Source organism: Pseudomonas sp. TH41 (assembly GCF_016650695.1).
GTDB lineage: Bacteria > Pseudomonadota > Gammaproteobacteria > Pseudomonadales > Pseudomonadaceae > Aquipseudomonas.
Genome location: NZ_JAEKFH010000003.1, coordinates 1,450,341 through 1,464,878, shown reverse-complemented (window position 1 = coordinate 1,464,878; position 14,538 = coordinate 1,450,341). Strand labels below are relative to the sequence as shown.

Genomic DNA, 14,538 nt, shown 5'->3' with positions numbered 1-14,538 from the left:
GGAGAAGTGCCATGTTCGCTACCAAGCTTGTCCATAAGATCAAATCCGAAATCGTTTTTTACAAAGGCCTGGCCAAAGACACCGAGGGCGCGTCCGGTATTGAGTACGCGATTGTTGCCGCGATGGTTGCGGTGGTGATTGCTGGACTCAGTGCGGGCATGGGCAACTCGATCAAGGCTATCTTTTTACAAATCACGAATGCACTGGTCGGCAACCCATAACGTGCCAATGCTGAGAACGGATTCTAACGTCAGCGCTCAATCCATTGCAGGTGTCGCTTATGAGCTCTCCCATACTCCTCCGCCAGCAGTTACTTCTGGTTGATGATGAAGAGGACGCTTTGCTGGAGCTGGCGGAACTGCTGGAGGGCGAGGGTTTCAGTTGTTTTACGGCGACTTCGGTCAAGCTCGCGCTGCATCATCTGACGCGCCATCCTGATATTGCGTTGGTGATCACGGATTTGCGGATGCCCGAAGAGAGCGGCATGTCGTTGATCAAGCGATTGCGCGAGCATACGTCCCGGCAGCATTTGCCGGTGATAGTGACGTCGGGGCATGCGGATATGGAGGATGTCAGCGACATGTTGCGATTGCAGGTACTGGACCTGTTCCGCAAACCGATTTATCACGTGCGATTGTTGGAGACGTTGAATAATTTGTTTCCGCAACCGCGGTTGAATCTGGCTCGTTCGTGACATCGCTGTAGGAGCTGCCGAAGGCTGCGATCTGTTGATCTTGATCTTCGTCGGTTTTACGGTCGCCTAAATCAAAAGATCGCAGCCTTCGGCAGCTCCTACAGGGAAACGCGTACACCTGTAGCTGCGATCTTTGATCTGTCAGGCAACCGGCCGCCAATGCCCGACCATATGCTCAAGATCCCCCGCACCCACCAACTGAAAATCCCCACTGGAACCTGCCGCGCTGGCCAGCAAGGTCACTTCGCTGGGTAACCGCACCGGTTTCCTGAACTGCACCGCCATCTCGACATTCGCCGTGGGCAGGTGATCGGCGAGCGCCGCCAGCGTCCGCGCCTTGTTCCACAACCCATGGGCGATGGCCCTCGGGAAGCCGAAGAGTTTGGCGCTGGCGGCACTCAAGTGAATCGGGTTGTAGTCGCCGGAAACCTTGGCATATTGCCGGCCAATGTCCGCTGGCGCTTTCCATCGCGCCACTTCGATCAGCGACAGGGTCGACGCCATAACATCCTCGACAGCGTCCCCGTCGAGTTTGACGCCGCGACACAGCATCTGACTCTCGGCCTCCCACAGTGCGCCCAACTGATCATCGAGCGTGGTCACCAGGTCGAACGTCGCCCCCTTCGCATGAGGTTGCAAGTTCTGCACTTGCACGCTGACCCGTACACGCCCCACGCCGCCCATCGGCCGCAAGACACGGATGCGATTGCTCAGGTGAATCAGGCCCAGCAGCGGAAACGGAAATTCCTTCGCCGTGAGTAATTGCATCTGCAGGGCAAACGCGATGACGTGTGGGTACGTTGGTGGCAAAAATCCATTGTCGGTAAAACCACAGACGGCGCGATACGCCGCCAGCCGCTTCGGATTGACATCGACCCAGCAGCGCAAACCTGAATCGGGCAGGGCAGTGCCGGTGATTTTCCGTCGCGTCGCGGCCCGGAGATACAGTCCCGTCAGGCTCGGTTCATGGTTGAGAGTGTGCCAGTCGATGATCATGTCTACGCTCCCAAAACACTTTGCCCGCACACTCGCAGTGCCTGTCCGGTAAACGCGCCGGTCCCCGGTTGAGCCAGCCACGCGACGGCTTCGGCGACGTCTTGCGGCAGGCCACCCTGGCCCAACGAACTCATGCGCCTACCGGCTTCGCGCAGCGCGAAGGGAATGTGCGCGGTCATCTGGGTTTCGATAAACCCCGGCGCCACTGCGTTAATGCTGATGCCGCGCTCATTCAGCCGCGGCGCCCAGGCCTGGGCCAGGCCGATCAATCCGGCCTTGCTCGCCGCGTAATTGGTTTGCCCGCGATTGCCGGCGATGCCGCTGATCGAGGCCAACAGAATCACTCGGCCGTTGTCGTGCAAGGTGCCGCTGTCGAGCAGAGCCTTGGTCAGCACTTGTGGCGCATTGAGGTTGACCGCGAGCACGGCGTCCCAGAATTCCGGGGTCATGTTGGCCAGGGTTTTGTCGCGGGTGATGCCCGCGTTATGGACCACGATGTCGACGCCGTCGGGCAACTGTTCGACTAACTGTGCGGCGGCGTCCTCGGCGCAAATGTCCAGGGTGATGCTGCGTCCGCCAAGGCGTGCGGCGAGGGCTTCGAGATCGGTCTTGGCCGGTGGTACGTCGAGCAGGATGACTTGCGCGCCGTCACGGGCCAGGGTTTCTGCGATGGAGGCACCGATGCCGCGTGCTGCGCCGGTGACCAGCGCTGTGCGACCGGACAGCGGGCGAGTCCAGTCCGTCACTTGCGTGTTGCAGGCGGTCAGGCGAATCACTTGCCCGGACACGAACGCACTTTTCGGCGAGAGGAAAAATCGCAGCGGGCCCTCCAGTTGATCCTCGGCCCCTTCGTCGACATGGATCAACTGCAAGGTGCCGCCAATGCGCAATTCCTTGGCCAGTGACCGGCTGAAACCTTCGATGGCGCGTTGAACGCTGGCGGCAAACGGATCACTCAAGGTCTGCGGCGCGCGCCCGAGAATCACCAGGTGCGCACTGTGATCGAGGTTTTTCATCAGTGGCTGGAAGAATTCGCGCAGTTGTTTGAGCTGATCGGTCTGCACCAAATGACTGGCGTCGAACACCACGGCTTTGAGTCTGGGGCCATGGCCGGGAATCCACGCGGTGGTCAGTGACGGTTCGATGCCGTAGCTGTAAATCGCGTCGGTCAGGCGGTTGGCGAAGGCGCCGACTTTTTCCGCCAGCGGGCCACCGCCAATCAACAGCGCCCCTTCGACCGGGCGCAGCCGGCCTGCTTGCCAGCGCTCCAGCCGTTCCGGCGACGGCAGCCCCAGGGCCCCGACCAAACGATGGCCGATGGACGAATTGGCGAAGTCGATATAACGGTCAGACATGGAACGCGCTCCAGCAGCTGAGGTTCAAAGTGTGGACCACGAATGGCGATCAGTCGTTCGATCCACAAGATAAGGCCTACGCTAAAACATTGTAGGAGCGAGGCTCGCGATGGTGTGTCAGCTGCACTGATGTCGACTGACACACCATCGCGAGCAAGCTCGCTCCTACAAGGGATTGGTGTCTGCATTTGGATTTTCATCAGGAGTTTTTCATGACTCAGCTGCGCCGCGTCGCGATTATCGGCGGAAACCGGATCCCCTTCGCCCGTTCCAACGGGCCATACGCCACCGCCAGTAACCAGGCGATGCTCACGGCAGCGCTCGAAGGCTTGATCGAGCGTTTCAACCTGCACGGTTTACGCATGGGCGAAGTGGCGGCGGGGGCGGTGCTCAAGCATTCCCGGGATTTCAACCTGACGCGCGAATGCGTGCTCGGCTCGCGGCTGTCGCCGACCACCCCGGCCTATGACATTCAGCAAGCATGCGGCACCGGTCTGGAAGCGACGTTACTGGTGGCAAATAAAATCGCCCTCGGCCAAATCGACTGCGGCATCGCTGGCGGCGTCGACACCACGTCCGACGCGCCCATCGGCATCAACGAAGGCCTGCGGCAAATCCTCCTGCAAGCCAACCGCGCCAAGACCACGCCCGATAAACTGAAGACCTTTTTGCAGCTACGCCCACGTCATCTGGTCCCCGAATTTCCACGCAACGGCGAACCTCGCACCGGTTTGTCGATGGGCCAGCACTGCGAGTTGATGGCGCAGACCTGGAGCATCCCGCGAGACGCGCAAGATCAGTTGGCGCTGGAGAGTCACCAAAAACTGGCGGCCTCTTACACCGAAGGCTGGCATAACGACCTGATAACACCGTTCCTCGGCCTGACCCGCGATAACAATCTGCGCCCGGACCTGACCCTGGAAAAACTCGCCTCGCTGAAACCGGCCTTCGAGAAAAGTGCCAAGGGCACGCTGACGGCGGGCAACTCCACGCCGCTCACTGACGGCGCGTCGCTGGTGCTGCTGGGTAGTGAGGAGTGGGCGAAAGAACGTGGCTTGCCGATCCTGGCCTACTGGCGCGACGGCGAAGCGGCGGCGGTGGATTTCGTCCACGGCGCCGAAGGGCTATTGATGGCGCCGGTGTATGCCGTGCCGCGGTTGCTGGCGCGCAATGGCCTGACCTTGCAGGACTTCGATTACTACGAAATCCACGAAGCCTTCGCCGCGCAGGTGCTCTGCACGCTGAAGGCCTGGGAGGATCCGCACTATTGCAAAACCCGCCTGGGTCTCGACGCCCCGCTGGGTTCCATCGACCGCAGCCGCCTCAACGTCAAAGGCAGCTCGCTGGCGGCCGGGCATCCGTTTGCCGCCACGGGCGGGCGCATCGTCGCCAACCTGGCGAAGCTGCTCGACGCGGCGGGGAAGGGGCGGGGTTTGATTTCGATCTGCGCCGCCGGCGGTCAGGGCGTCACCGCAATCATCGAGCGCTGAAGATGTCATTGGATGGACCGAAAACCTGTAGGAGCGAGCTTGCTCGCGAAGGTGTGTCAGTCGACACCTATTCAGCTGATACACCATCGCGAGCAAGCTCGCTCCTACAGGGATCTCCGAGATTGAATAGATATTGCGCATAGCCTAACGTCGGCCTCATTAGCCACCTTGCGACATAAGGCTCATCAATGACGTCTAACGGACAACTTTCCCTCGAACGGACCATTCCGACCCTGACGGCGTTGCCGCGTCCGCTGTTCGCGCGGGCGGAAAGCCTGAATGCCGGTTCGTGGACGCCGCCTCATCGCCACGATTGGGTGCAGTTTTCCTACGCCATCAGCGGTGTTCTCGGCGTGCACACGGCCGAGGGCAGTTTCTTTGCGCCACCACAGTGGGGGATCTGGATTCCGGCGGACCTTGAACACCAGGTCGTGACCTCGATGCGCGCCGAGATGCGCAGCCTCTATGTGCGCCGGGAAGACTGTGAGTGGGCGGACGGCCGTTGCCGAGTGCTGGAAGTGACGCCCCTGGCCCGGGAGCTGATCAAGAGTTTTTGCCTGCTACCGGTGGAGTATCCACAGGGTGACAGTCAGGAAGCCCGGCTGGTGAATGTGCTGCTGGACCAGTTGGCACATCTGCCGGAGGTCGGTTTTTCGCTACCGTTGCCTCGGCATCAGCGATTGCTGGGGTTGTGCAATGAGCTGATCGAAAGCCCTGAGCGCCACGTGACCTTGCAGGAATGGGCCGAGCAGTTGGGGATGTCAGAGAAGACGCTGATGCGATTGTTTCAGCGCGAAACCGGATTGAGCTTTCGAGGGTGGCGCCAGCGCATGCGGTTGCTGTCGTCGTTGAGTTTGCTGGAGGAGGGGGACAGTGTGACGAATGCGGCGTTGTCTTGTGGTTACGATTCGACGTCGGCGTTTATTGCGGCGTTCAAGGGGTTGTTTGGGTTTACCCCCGGCGAGCTGTTCAAGCAGTAACACCGCAGATCCAGTGTGGGAGCGGGCTTGCTCGCGAAGGCGGCGTGTCAGTCAACGATGATGTCGACTGGCATATAGCTTTCGCGAGCAAGCCCGCTCCCACATTTGATCTGCGGTGTGTTCAGGATCAGGTTCTAAAGCGGCGAACCAACCCGTCCAGCTCATTCGACAGCCCCGCCAGACTCTGCGAATCCAGCCGCGCCGAGTTCGCCAGTTCCGCCACCAACTGCGCATCGCCATGAATCTGGCTGATGTGCCGATTGATGTCTTCGGCCACCTGATGCTGCTGTTCCGCCGCCGTGGCGATCTGGGTGTTCATGTCACGGATCACGTCCACCGACTCACGAATCAGCCCGAAACTGCTGCGCGCTTCACCGATACGCGTCACCGACTGCTGCGACACTTCCAGGCTCGCGTGCATCTGATGCGTGACCTGACTGGTGCGCTTGGCAAGGTTGCCCAGCAGCCCGTCGATTTCTGCCGTGGAATCGGCCGTGCGTTTGGCCAGCGCCCGGACTTCATCGGCCACCACCGCAAACCCGCGACCTTGTTCTCCGGCCCGCGCTGCTTCAATGGCTGCGTTCAGCGCCAGCAGGTTGGTTTGCTCGGCAATCGAGCGAATGGTCCCGAGGATTGACTGAATGTCGTTACTATCCCGCTCAAGCTGCTGCATCGACTGGGCGGACTGTTCGATTTCCTGACTCAAGCGATCGACGCTGGTCACTGCCGCATCAATCTGCTGCTGACCTTCGCGGGCCTGACGCTGGCCACTGTCGGCCGATTCAGCGGCCTGGCTGCAAGACCGTGCGACTTCGTTGGCGGTCGCGACCATTTCGTGGAACGCCGTGGACACCATGTCCACCGCCTCACGCTGGCGCCCGGCCGCTTCGGCCATGTCGCTGGAGACCTGAGTCGAGCTCTTGGAGGTCGCGAGGATCTTGGTCGCCGCGCCGCCGATGTTCTGGATCAGGTTGCGAATCGCCGCCAGGAACTGGTTGAACCAGTTGGCCAATTGCGCGGTTTCGTCACTGCCACGGATTTGCAGGTTCTTGGTCAGGTCGCCTTCGCCCTGGGCAATACCTTCCAGGCCGCTGGCCACGCTGCGGATCGGCCGTACGATGAAGTTGGCGAAGCTGGCGCCGACAAGAGCAAACAACACGGCCAGCACGGCGGCGATGATTGCGATCAGCCAGGTCAGCTGAGTGGCGGAGCTCATCACGTCGGTCTGTTTGATCAGGCCAATGAAGGTCCAGCCCAGTTGCTCCGACGGCCAGACGTTGGCCATGTAACGCTCGCCGTTCAGCTCGACTTCCACCAACCCTTTGCCGGCCTTGGCCAGTTGCGCGTAGCCCTCGCCGAGGCTGCTCATTGCTTTGAAGTTGTGTTCCGGTTGCTTCGGATCCACCAGCACGGTGCCGGTATTTTCCAGCAGCATCAGGTAGCCGGATTCACCGAGCTTGATCTGTTTGACGATTTCGGTGAGCTGCTTGAGCGTCACGTCGATGCTGACCACGCCGCCATTGGTGCCCAGTTTGTTGTCGATGGTGCGCACGGTACTGACGTAAGTCGAGTCATCCTGGGCCCAATAGTAAGCCTCGGTGCGAAACGGCTTGCCCGGTTTGGCCTGGGCAGCCTTGTACCAAGGGCGCTGGCGCGGGTCGTAGTTGCTCAGCTTGGCATCGTCGGGCCATGACACATAACCGCCCGCCGCCGTGCCGAGAATGGCATAGGCGTAGGACGGGTGGCTGCTGCCCAGGTCCTGCAGGAGGGTGAAGACCTTTTTGTCCATCTCGCCCTGAGGAATGCTCTCGGCGTTGGCGGCCATGTAGGTTTTAAGGCTGTCGTCGGAGTTCTTGATCACCGGTTGGCTCGCCAGGTAATCGACGTTCTGGCTAATGCCATCGAAAAACAGCTGCATGGCATTGCTGACCTGGCGGATTTCGCGACCACTGCCGTCGACGAACCCGTCCTTGGCATCACTGCGCAAGTTCAGCACAACGAGGGTGGCAACCAGCACCACCGGTAAGCAGGCGATGATTGCAAACGCCCATGTCAACTTCTGTTTGATGTTCATCCGCGCTCCAGATTTTTGTTGTAGGCCCACGCAGTGCAGATGACTCGCGGATTATTGGCAGCCGTAAACGTTTGTGATCACCGGAGTCCTTGGTGCGCCATCGTTATTGCTGTCGGGACGATTGTCGGACAAATCAGTTTGTCACTGAGGACTTCGGCTGTCGGTGGCGAAAATTTAGGCCAATTGAGAAATATCCTACGAAGGGTATGAATTAGGGTGTCAGCTGCTGTCGCCAATGCCCGCATAACCCGTCGTGAACAAGTGGCGCAGGCTCAGCTATGATCTTGGGCGGTCGATGACGACCGGCGGCGGTTGACCGATTAATTCGGCATATTGTGCGCATCCTGACGTTCATAGGTCGGCAACCCCTCCCCCGAATGAGAGGATTGCCGTATAACGAATGACTTTCGCGTGTTTGGTAATAAAGGACCCACAATAAAAGCTGATGAAGACTCCAAAACGCATTGAACCCCTGATCGAGGACGGTCTGGTCGACGAGGTGCTGCGCCCACTCATGAGTGGTAAAGAAGCAGCTGTTTATGTGGTGCGCTGCGGCAACGAGTTACGTTGCGCGAAGGTCTACAAGGAGGCGAATAAACGCAGTTTCCGTCAGGCGGCCGAGTATCAGGAAGGCCGCAAGGTGCGCAACAGCCGTCAGGCTCGGGCGATGGCCAAGGGCTCCAAGTTCGGCAAGAAAGAAACCGAAGACGCCTGGCAGAACGCCGAAGTGGCGGCGTTGTTCCGTCTGGCCGGTGCCGGTGTGCGGGTGCCCAAGCCGTATGACTTCCTCGAAGGCGTACTGCTGATGGAACTGGTGGCCGATGAATACGGCGATGCCGCGCCGCGTCTGAACGACGTGGTGCTGGAGCCGGACCAGGCGCGCGAATATCACGCGTTCCTGATTTCGCAGATCGTGCTGATGTTGTGTACCGGTCTGGTGCACGGTGACCTGTCGGAGTTCAACGTGCTGTTGACCCCGGACGGCCCGGTCATCATCGACTTGCCTCAGGCGGTGGATGCGGCGGGCAACAACCACGCGTTCAACATGCTGGAGCGGGACGTGGGCAACATGGCCTCCTACTTCGGGCGCTTTGCCCCGGAGTTGAAAAAGACCAAGTACGCCAAGGAAATGTGGGCCTTGTACGAAGCCGGCACCTTGCACCCGGCCAGCGTGCTGACCGGCGAGTTCGACGAGCCGGAAGAGTTGGCCGACGTTGGCGGGATCATGCGCGAGATCGAGGCTGCACGCCTTGATGAAGAGCGTAAGCAAGCCGTTCGGGCGGCGGATGATGCGCCACCGAACAAAACCGAAGAACCGCCTCCGCCGTGGATGCAGTGATTGGTTAAAGAAAAACCCGGCTTCGGCCGGGTTTTTTGTGGGTACCTGTCACCGAAATCTCTAAACGGTGGAGATCCACTGTAGGAGCGAGCTTGCTCGCGATGGTCGTCAACGATAACGCTGCAAGCCTGACACCCGGCGGCGTTCTCAGGTTCATCGCGAGCAGGCTCGCTCCCACAGGAAACGCTCTGGCATTCAGGCACGAACCGGTTCAGCGCAGCAGCCCGACTCGAGGTTTTTGAGAATCGGGCAGTCCGGGCGGTGGTCGCCCTGGCAGTGTTCGACCAGGTCTTGCAGGGTGTCGCGCAGTTGGCCCAGTTCGCGAATTTTCTGGTTCAACTCTTCGATGTGCTGACGGGCCAGGGCCTTGACGTCGGCGCTAGCCCGTTGGCGGTCTTGCCAGAGGGTCAGCAGTTTGGCGACCTCTTCCAGCGAAAACCCCAGGTCCCGGGAGCGCTTGATAAACGCCAGGGTGTGCAAGTCGTCGGCGCCGTACACGCGATAACCGCTGTCGGTGCGATGGGCGGCCTTGAGCAAACCGATGGACTCGTAATAGCGGATCATCTTCGCACTGAGGCCGCTCTCGCGGGCCGCTTGGCCGATGTTCATCGGTTGTCCTCCAGATCCTTGGGTTTCCAGGTTTTCAACAGTAGCGCATTGCTGACCACGCTGACGCTCGACAAGGCCATCGCAGCGCCGGCCAGTACCGGGTTGAGAAAACCAAAGGCTGCCAGGGGAATGCCGATCAGGTTATAGACGAAGGCCCAGAACAGGTTCTGACGAATCTTTGCGTAGGTTTTGCGGCTGATGTCCAGCGCCGCTGGCACCAGCCGTGGATCACCGCGCATTAACGTGATTCCGGCCGCGTGCATGGCGACGTCGGTGCCGCCGCCCATGGCGATGCCGATGTCGGCGGCGGCCAGGGCCGGGGCGTCGTTGATGCCGTCGCCGACCATCGCCACTACGCCGGTTTTTTTCAGTTCGGCGACAGTGGCGGCTTTGTCGGCCGGTAGCACTTCGGCGTGCACATCGGTGATGCCCAGCGCTTCGGCAACCACGTTGGCACTGCCGCGATTGTCGCCGGTCAGCAAGTGGCTGCTGATGTTGCGTGCGCGCAGTTGTTGCACCGCTTGCAGCGCACCGGGTTTGAGCGAGTCGCCGAACGCGAACAGGCCCAGCACTTGCGGTTTGGGGCTTTGCTCGATCAGCCAGGACAGGGTCCGGCCTTCGGTTTCCCACGCGGTGGCGGAGTCATCCCATTGACCTGCGGTCAAACCGCTCTCTTCCAGCAGGCGCCGATTGCCCAGCGCCAAACGCCGCCCCTCAAGACTGCCGGCAATGCCGCGTCCGGTCAGGGACTGGCTGTCCGAGACATCGCCCACGCTTAAACCGCGTTCGGCGCAGGCGTCCAGAACCGCCTTGGCCAGTGGATGCTCACTGCCGCGTTGCAGGGCGCCGGCCATTTGCAGCAGGGCGGTTTCATCAGCGCCGATGGCACTCAAATGCACAATTCGCGGCGCACCCGAGGTCAGCGTGCCGGTTTTGTCGAAGACCACCGCACTGACTTCATGGGCGCGTTCAAGTGCTTCGGCATCCTTGATCAGAATCCCGTAACGCGCTGCTACACCGGTGCCGGCCATGATCGCTGTTGGTGTGGCCAACCCGAGGGCGCAAGGGCAGGCGATCACCAATACAGCGACGGCGTTGATCAACGCCGTTTCGATGGGCGCGCCGTATAGCCACCAACCGATCAAGGTTGCCAGTGCCAGCAGCAAAACCACGGGTACAAATACCTGGCTGACTTTATCCACCAGTTTCTGGATCGGTGCCTTGGCCGCCTGGGCGTCTTCCACCAATCGGATGATCCGCGCCAGCACCGTTTCTGCGCCGAGCGCCTGGGTGCGGACCAACAGTCGACCTTCCCCATTGATCGCGCCACCGGTGACCATGTCACCCGGTTGTTTCGGCACGGGCACGCTTTCGCCGCTGATCAGCGCTTCGTCGGCGTGGCTCTGACCTTCGACTACTTCGCCGTCCACCGGGAAGCGTTCACCGGGTTTGACCATGACCAGATCATTAAGGCGCAAAGCGCTGATGGCAACGTCTTGCTCGCGGCCGTCAATCACCTGAATCGCCCGTTCCGGGCGCAAGGCTTCGAGGGCGCGAATGGCGCTGGCGGTTTGGCGTTTGGCACGGCTTTCGAGGTATTTGCCCAACAGCACGAGGGCGATGACCACCGCCGAAGCTTCGAAATACAGGTGCGGCATGCGCCCGGCGGCCGTGGCCCATTCGTAAAGACTCAAGCCATACCCGGCGCTGGTGCCCAGGGCGACCAGTAAATCCATGTTGCCGGCGCCGGCGCGCACTGCTTTCCAGGCCGCGACATAAAAACGCGCACCAAAGATAAATTGCACCGGCGTGGCCAAGGCGAATTGCGCCCAGGCCGGGAGCATCCAGTGCACGCCGAAGGGTTGCAGCAGCATCGGCAGCACCAATGGCAAGGCGAGGACGATGGCCATGATCAAGGCCCAGCGCTCACGGTGCAGGTGCTGTTGCTGAAGATCGGTTTGCGGGTGTTCGACTTCCCAGACACTGGCGGAGTAGCCGGCCTTGGTGACGGCCGCGATCAGGGTGTGCGGGTCGATCTGGCCGAGCAGTTCGAGGTGAGCGCGCTCGTTGGCGAGGTTGACGCTGACGCTCTTCACCCCCGGCACCTTGGTCAGCGCACGTTCAACCCGGCCGACGCAGGAGGCGCAGGTCATGCCGTCGATGCTCAATTCCAGGCTCTGCTGCGGCACGCTGTAACCGGCCTGCTGCACGGCATCCATCAACGCCGGCAGGCTGTCGCTGGGCGCTTGAACCCGGGCCTGCTCGGTGGCGAGGTTGACGCTGACGGCCGTGGCGCCGATGACTTTGCTCAAGGCACGCTCGACACGCCCGGCGCAACTGGCGCAGGTCATGCCGGCAATCGGCAGATCGAACGTAGTGGATTCGGACATCGGTCGCGCTCCCTGTAGAAGATGCCTACAGGATCAACCTTGCCATGCTGGCAAGGTCAAGCGCCATGTTTCAGATCAAAAGATCGCAGCCTGCGGCAGCTCCTACAGAGATTTGCGTTCCCCTGTAGGAGCTGTCGAAGGCTGCGATCTTTTAACGGCGACTCAATATTCCAGAGCCGCCGGTTTGAGGTACATCCCTTCCTGCGTCATCGCAATCCGGAACTTCAGCACGTCACCGGCCTTGAGCATGATGTTCTGCGAACCCGGTGCAAGCATGCCCGGGTTGCAACCCGGTGCCTGTCCCGGCAGCAATTTTAGACGCAGTGACACATTGCCCGGTGGCAGGTTGAACGAGGTGCTTTGTTCCTGGAACAACCGCGCCGACAGCTGATCCTGGATGTACACACCGATCTCGCAGTTGGTCGACACTTCCAGGCGCTCGCGGGAAATGATCAACACGCCGTAGTCCTCCCCAGCGGCATTGGCCGAGGGTACGGCGGCGAAAAGGCTGAGGAAGCCAAACAGGCTGAGAGCTGACCAGCGCATGGCTGAATCTCCTGATGTCGAGTCATTAATGCACGCAGCTTGGCCGAGCGCGGCGGCGAATGCCAGCCCGGCAGCTCACTTAAGAACTTGACCTTGCCATGGTGGCAAGCTCGAGACTGCTCACACCCCTCATAAACGGAGTCATCCCATGCAAGTGTTTAACGTTGAAGGCATGTCCTGCGGTCATTGCGTCAAGGCGATCACTCGGGCGGTCCAGGACAAGGATCCGGCAGCGAGTGTGCGGGTTGATCTGGCGGCCAAAGAAGTCGGCGTCGAGAGTGGTTTGACCGCTGATCAAGTGATCGCCGCGATCACTGAAGAAGGCTACGAGGCGAAAGTCGCCTGAGATCAAGCGCTATCCCTGTGGGAGCGGGCTTGCTCGCGAATGCGGTGGATCAGTGACATAAATGCTGACTGGAAGACCGCTTTCGCGAGCAAGCCCGCTCCCACACTGGTTTTTGCATTCATTCAGTGGTTTTTAATTGTTAGCGAGCTACCGGAATGTTCAAGGCGTCCCTGCGCGGCTAGACTGTCGGGCATGCTGACCTCTGTCCAACTGGATGCCTGATGAACTTCCGTACCATTCTGATTCTTGGCGCCCTGAGCGCTTTTGGTCCACTGGCGATCGATTTCTATCTGCCGGCATTCCCGGCCATGGCGCTGGCTTTCGGCACCGATGAACAACACGTTCAGCTGACGCTGGCAGCGTATTTCCTGGGTTTGTCCATTGGTCAGCTGGCTTACGGGCCGGTGGCGGATCGTTTTGGGCGACGCATTCCCTTGTTGGCGGGTGTCGGCTTGTTCACCGCCGCCTCCCTGGCCTGCGCCTATGCGCCGAACCTCGAATGGCTGATCGGCGCGCGCTTTATCCAGGCGCTGGGTGGTTGCGCGGGGATGGTGATTTCCCGGGCGATCGTCAGTGACAAATGCGATGCGGTGGGTTCGGCGAAAGTCTTTTCACAGTTGATGCTGGTCATGGGGCTGGCGCCGATTCTCGCGCCGATGCTCGGCGGGTTGCTGGTTAACACCACGGGCTGGCAGTCGATCTTCCTGGCGTTGACCGGTTTCAGTGCGTTGGCGGCGTCGGCCGTGGCCCTCGGATTGCCGGAAAGCATGCCCGCTCATTTGCCACGTCAACCGTTATCGGGCGCGCTGCGTCAATACGGTCGCCTGTTGTCGGAACCGGTGTACCTCGGCCATGCCTTGACCGGTGGCATTGCCATCGCGGGGATGTTTGCCTACATCGCCGGTTCGCCGTTCGTCTTTATCAAACTCTATGGCGTGCCGGCCGAGCATTTCGGCTGGTTGTTCGGCACTAATGCGGCGGGCTTTATTCTGGTAGCGCAGATCAACGCGCGGCTGCTGGCCAAGCGTGGCCCGGCGTTTTTGCTGGCGCGTGCGGTGTGGGTCTACCTGGGGGCAGGCCTGACGCTGATGGCGGTCAGTGCGCTGCACACCGAGCGGTTATGGCCGCTACTGATTCCGCTGTTTATTTGCATCGCCAGCCTCGGGTGCATCCTCCCCAACGCCTCGGCCTGCGCCATGAACGGGCAGGGCGCCCGCGCCGGCAGTGCATCGGCGATGCTCGGTTGTCTGCAATTCAGCGTTGCTGCCGGGGCTGCTGCGCTGGTGGGCATTTTATATGACGGCACGGCCCTGCCGATGGCCATGGTCATCAGCCTGTGCGGGATTCTGGTCGTGAGCATGGCGATGCTCACCCGGCGTTTGCAAAATGCCCGGGCGCTGCTGCAAGTCCAGGTCTGAGAACAGACTTAACCAGCGGCGCGCTGCTGGCGGTCTGGAATTTGATGAGGGGCGTACAGACGTGCTTCTAGTGTGCGGGTGAACGCGCGGGCTTCGGCTTCGCTACGGAACGTCACCGCATGTTGGTCCAAGCGGACCTGCCACTGGGATTTTGCCATTTCTTTTATCAGGATCTTCATTGCTGACCTCCTTTCGTAAAAGATTGCATCGCAGAGGTTTCGATTGTAGACCTGAATACGATCGCAATTGTGACAACGGTCAACTCTCGGACTGACGGTTCGAAGATCAAAAGATCGCAGGC

At 60.6% G+C, this 14,538-nt stretch carries 13 protein-coding genes and 2 pseudogenes; 7 read left to right on the top strand and 8 right to left on the bottom strand.

All coding sequences use genetic code 11. The features are described 5' to 3' along the window. Nucleotides 1-11: 11 nt before the first annotated feature. Both JFU37_RS09405 and JFU37_RS09400 read left to right on the top strand, forming a co-directional pair. On the top strand, nt 12-221 hold the full coding sequence (locus JFU37_RS09405) for a Flp family type IVb pilin (RefSeq protein WP_201115033.1): 210 nt from the start codon (nt 12-14) through the stop codon (nt 219-221). Between the two features lie 59 nt (nt 222-280). Then, nucleotides 281-694 carry a response regulator gene (locus JFU37_RS09400; protein ID WP_201115032.1) on the top strand — a complete coding sequence of 138 codons (414 nt, stop codon included), beginning with the start codon at nt 281-283 and terminating at the stop codon, nt 692-694. Between the two features lie 141 nt (nt 695-835). Here JFU37_RS09400 and JFU37_RS09395 read toward each other — a convergent pair whose 3' ends face one another. Together JFU37_RS09395 and JFU37_RS09390 are read right to left on the bottom strand one after the other, a co-directional pair. After that, nucleotides 836-1,690 carry a MaoC family dehydratase gene (locus tag JFU37_RS09395; protein ID WP_201115031.1) on the bottom strand — a complete coding sequence of 285 codons (855 nt, stop codon included), beginning with the start codon at nt 1,688-1,690 and terminating at the stop codon, nt 836-838. Nucleotides 1,691-1,692: 2 nt separating this feature from the next. Next, complete coding sequence (locus tag JFU37_RS09390) at nt 1,693-3,045, bottom strand: 3-oxoacyl-ACP reductase (protein ID WP_201115030.1); 1,353 nt, start codon at nt 3,043-3,045, stop codon at nt 1,693-1,695. 212 nt (nt 3,046-3,257) lie between these two features. On the opposite strand from JFU37_RS09390, the gene JFU37_RS09385 reads away from it, so the two are divergent. Both JFU37_RS09385 and JFU37_RS09380 read left to right on the top strand, forming a co-directional pair. Next, nucleotides 3,258-4,535, top strand: a complete 1,278-nt coding sequence (locus JFU37_RS09385; protein WP_201115029.1) for an acetyl-CoA C-acetyltransferase — start codon at nt 3,258-3,260, stop codon at nt 4,533-4,535. Nucleotides 4,536-4,723: 188 nt separating this feature from the next. Next, nucleotides 4,724-5,515 carry an AraC family transcriptional regulator gene (locus JFU37_RS09380; RefSeq protein ID WP_201115028.1) on the top strand — a complete coding sequence of 264 codons (792 nt, stop codon included), beginning with the start codon at nt 4,724-4,726 and terminating at the stop codon, nt 5,513-5,515. 127 nt (nt 5,516-5,642) lie between these two features. Here JFU37_RS09380 and JFU37_RS31235 read toward each other — a convergent pair. Further along, nucleotides 5,643-6,239: pseudogene (locus tag JFU37_RS31235) on the bottom strand (methyl-accepting chemotaxis protein); the annotation flags it as partial. Nucleotides 6,240-6,500: 261 nt separating this feature from the next. Next, nucleotides 6,501-7,433, bottom strand: a pseudogene (locus tag JFU37_RS31230) (cache domain-containing protein); the annotation flags it as partial. Between the two features lie 601 nt (nt 7,434-8,034). Between JFU37_RS31230 and JFU37_RS09370 the strand changes: the two are divergent. Beyond that, nucleotides 8,035-8,928: a PA4780 family RIO1-like protein kinase gene (locus JFU37_RS09370; RefSeq protein ID WP_201115026.1), complete on the top strand. Its 894-nt coding sequence runs from the start codon at nt 8,035-8,037 to the stop codon at nt 8,926-8,928. Between the two features lie 195 nt (nt 8,929-9,123). On the opposite strand, the gene cueR is transcribed toward JFU37_RS09370, so the two are convergent. The 3 genes from cueR to JFU37_RS09355 form a co-directional block, all read right to left on the bottom strand. Then, complete coding sequence (cueR, locus tag JFU37_RS09365) at nt 9,124-9,537, bottom strand: Cu(I)-responsive transcriptional regulator (RefSeq protein ID WP_201115025.1); 414 nt, start codon at nt 9,535-9,537, stop codon at nt 9,124-9,126. Continuing rightward, the gene (locus JFU37_RS09360) at nt 9,534-11,927 is read right to left on the bottom strand and encodes a heavy metal translocating P-type ATPase (protein WP_201115024.1); all 2,394 of its coding nucleotides are present in this window, start codon (nt 11,925-11,927) and stop codon (nt 9,534-9,536) included. Before JFU37_RS09360 ends, cueR begins: the two co-directional genes overlap by 4 nt. A gap of 162 nt (nt 11,928-12,089) precedes the next feature. Then, nucleotides 12,090-12,473 carry a hypothetical protein gene (locus JFU37_RS09355; RefSeq protein ID WP_201115023.1) on the bottom strand — a complete coding sequence of 128 codons (384 nt, stop codon included), beginning with the start codon at nt 12,471-12,473 and terminating at the stop codon, nt 12,090-12,092. Nucleotides 12,474-12,621: 148 nt separating this feature from the next. Here JFU37_RS09355 and JFU37_RS09350 point away from each other — a divergent pair, with 148 nt between their 5' ends. Both JFU37_RS09350 and JFU37_RS09345 read left to right on the top strand, forming a co-directional pair. Further along, the gene (locus tag JFU37_RS09350; protein WP_201115022.1) at nt 12,622-12,819 is read left to right on the top strand and encodes a heavy-metal-associated domain-containing protein; all 198 of its coding nucleotides are present in this window, start codon (nt 12,622-12,624) and stop codon (nt 12,817-12,819) included. Between the two features lie 221 nt (nt 12,820-13,040). Continuing rightward, entirely contained in the window at nt 13,041-14,237 is a 1,197-nt protein-coding gene (locus JFU37_RS09345; RefSeq protein WP_201115021.1) for a multidrug effflux MFS transporter, read from the top strand. Between the two features lie 8 nt (nt 14,238-14,245). On the opposite strand, the gene JFU37_RS09340 is transcribed toward JFU37_RS09345, so the two are convergent. Beyond that, the gene (locus JFU37_RS09340; protein WP_178129551.1) at nt 14,246-14,416 is read right to left on the bottom strand and encodes a hypothetical protein; all 171 of its coding nucleotides are present in this window, start codon (nt 14,414-14,416) and stop codon (nt 14,246-14,248) included. Nucleotides 14,417-14,538 lie beyond the last annotated feature (122 nt).

Excerpts from the sequence above, each read along its gene's own strand:
- JFU37_RS09340 (WP_178129551.1), bottom strand. The coding sequence starts at position 14,416 with ATGAAGATCCTGATAAAAGAAATGGCAAAATCCCAGTGGCAGGTCCGC.
- JFU37_RS09355 (WP_201115023.1), bottom strand. The coding sequence starts at position 12,473 with ATGCGCTGGTCAGCTCTCAGCCTGTTTGGCTTCCTCAGCCTTTTCGCC.
- JFU37_RS09370 (WP_201115026.1), top strand. The coding sequence starts at position 8,035 with ATGAAGACTCCAAAACGCATTGAACCCCTGATCGAGGACGGTCTGGTC.
- cueR (WP_201115025.1), bottom strand. The coding sequence starts at position 9,537 with ATGAACATCGGCCAAGCGGCCCGCGAGAGCGGCCTCAGTGCGAAGATG.
- JFU37_RS09400 (WP_201115032.1), top strand. The coding sequence starts at position 281 with ATGAGCTCTCCCATACTCCTCCGCCAGCAGTTACTTCTGGTTGATGAT.
- JFU37_RS09390 (WP_201115030.1), bottom strand. The coding sequence starts at position 3,045 with ATGTCTGACCGTTATATCGACTTCGCCAATTCGTCCATCGGCCATCGT.
- JFU37_RS09385 (WP_201115029.1), top strand. The coding sequence starts at position 3,258 with ATGACTCAGCTGCGCCGCGTCGCGATTATCGGCGGAAACCGGATCCCC.
- JFU37_RS09380 (WP_201115028.1), top strand. The coding sequence starts at position 4,724 with ATGACGTCTAACGGACAACTTTCCCTCGAACGGACCATTCCGACCCTG.
- JFU37_RS09360 (WP_201115024.1), bottom strand. The coding sequence starts at position 11,927 with ATGTCCGAATCCACTACGTTCGATCTGCCGATTGCCGGCATGACCTGC.
- JFU37_RS09395 (WP_201115031.1), bottom strand. The coding sequence starts at position 1,690 with ATGATCATCGACTGGCACACTCTCAACCATGAACCGAGCCTGACGGGA.
- JFU37_RS09405 (WP_201115033.1), top strand. The coding sequence starts at position 12 with ATGTTCGCTACCAAGCTTGTCCATAAGATCAAATCCGAAATCGTTTTT.
- JFU37_RS09350 (WP_201115022.1), top strand. The coding sequence starts at position 12,622 with ATGCAAGTGTTTAACGTTGAAGGCATGTCCTGCGGTCATTGCGTCAAG.
- JFU37_RS09345 (WP_201115021.1), top strand. The coding sequence starts at position 13,041 with ATGAACTTCCGTACCATTCTGATTCTTGGCGCCCTGAGCGCTTTTGGT.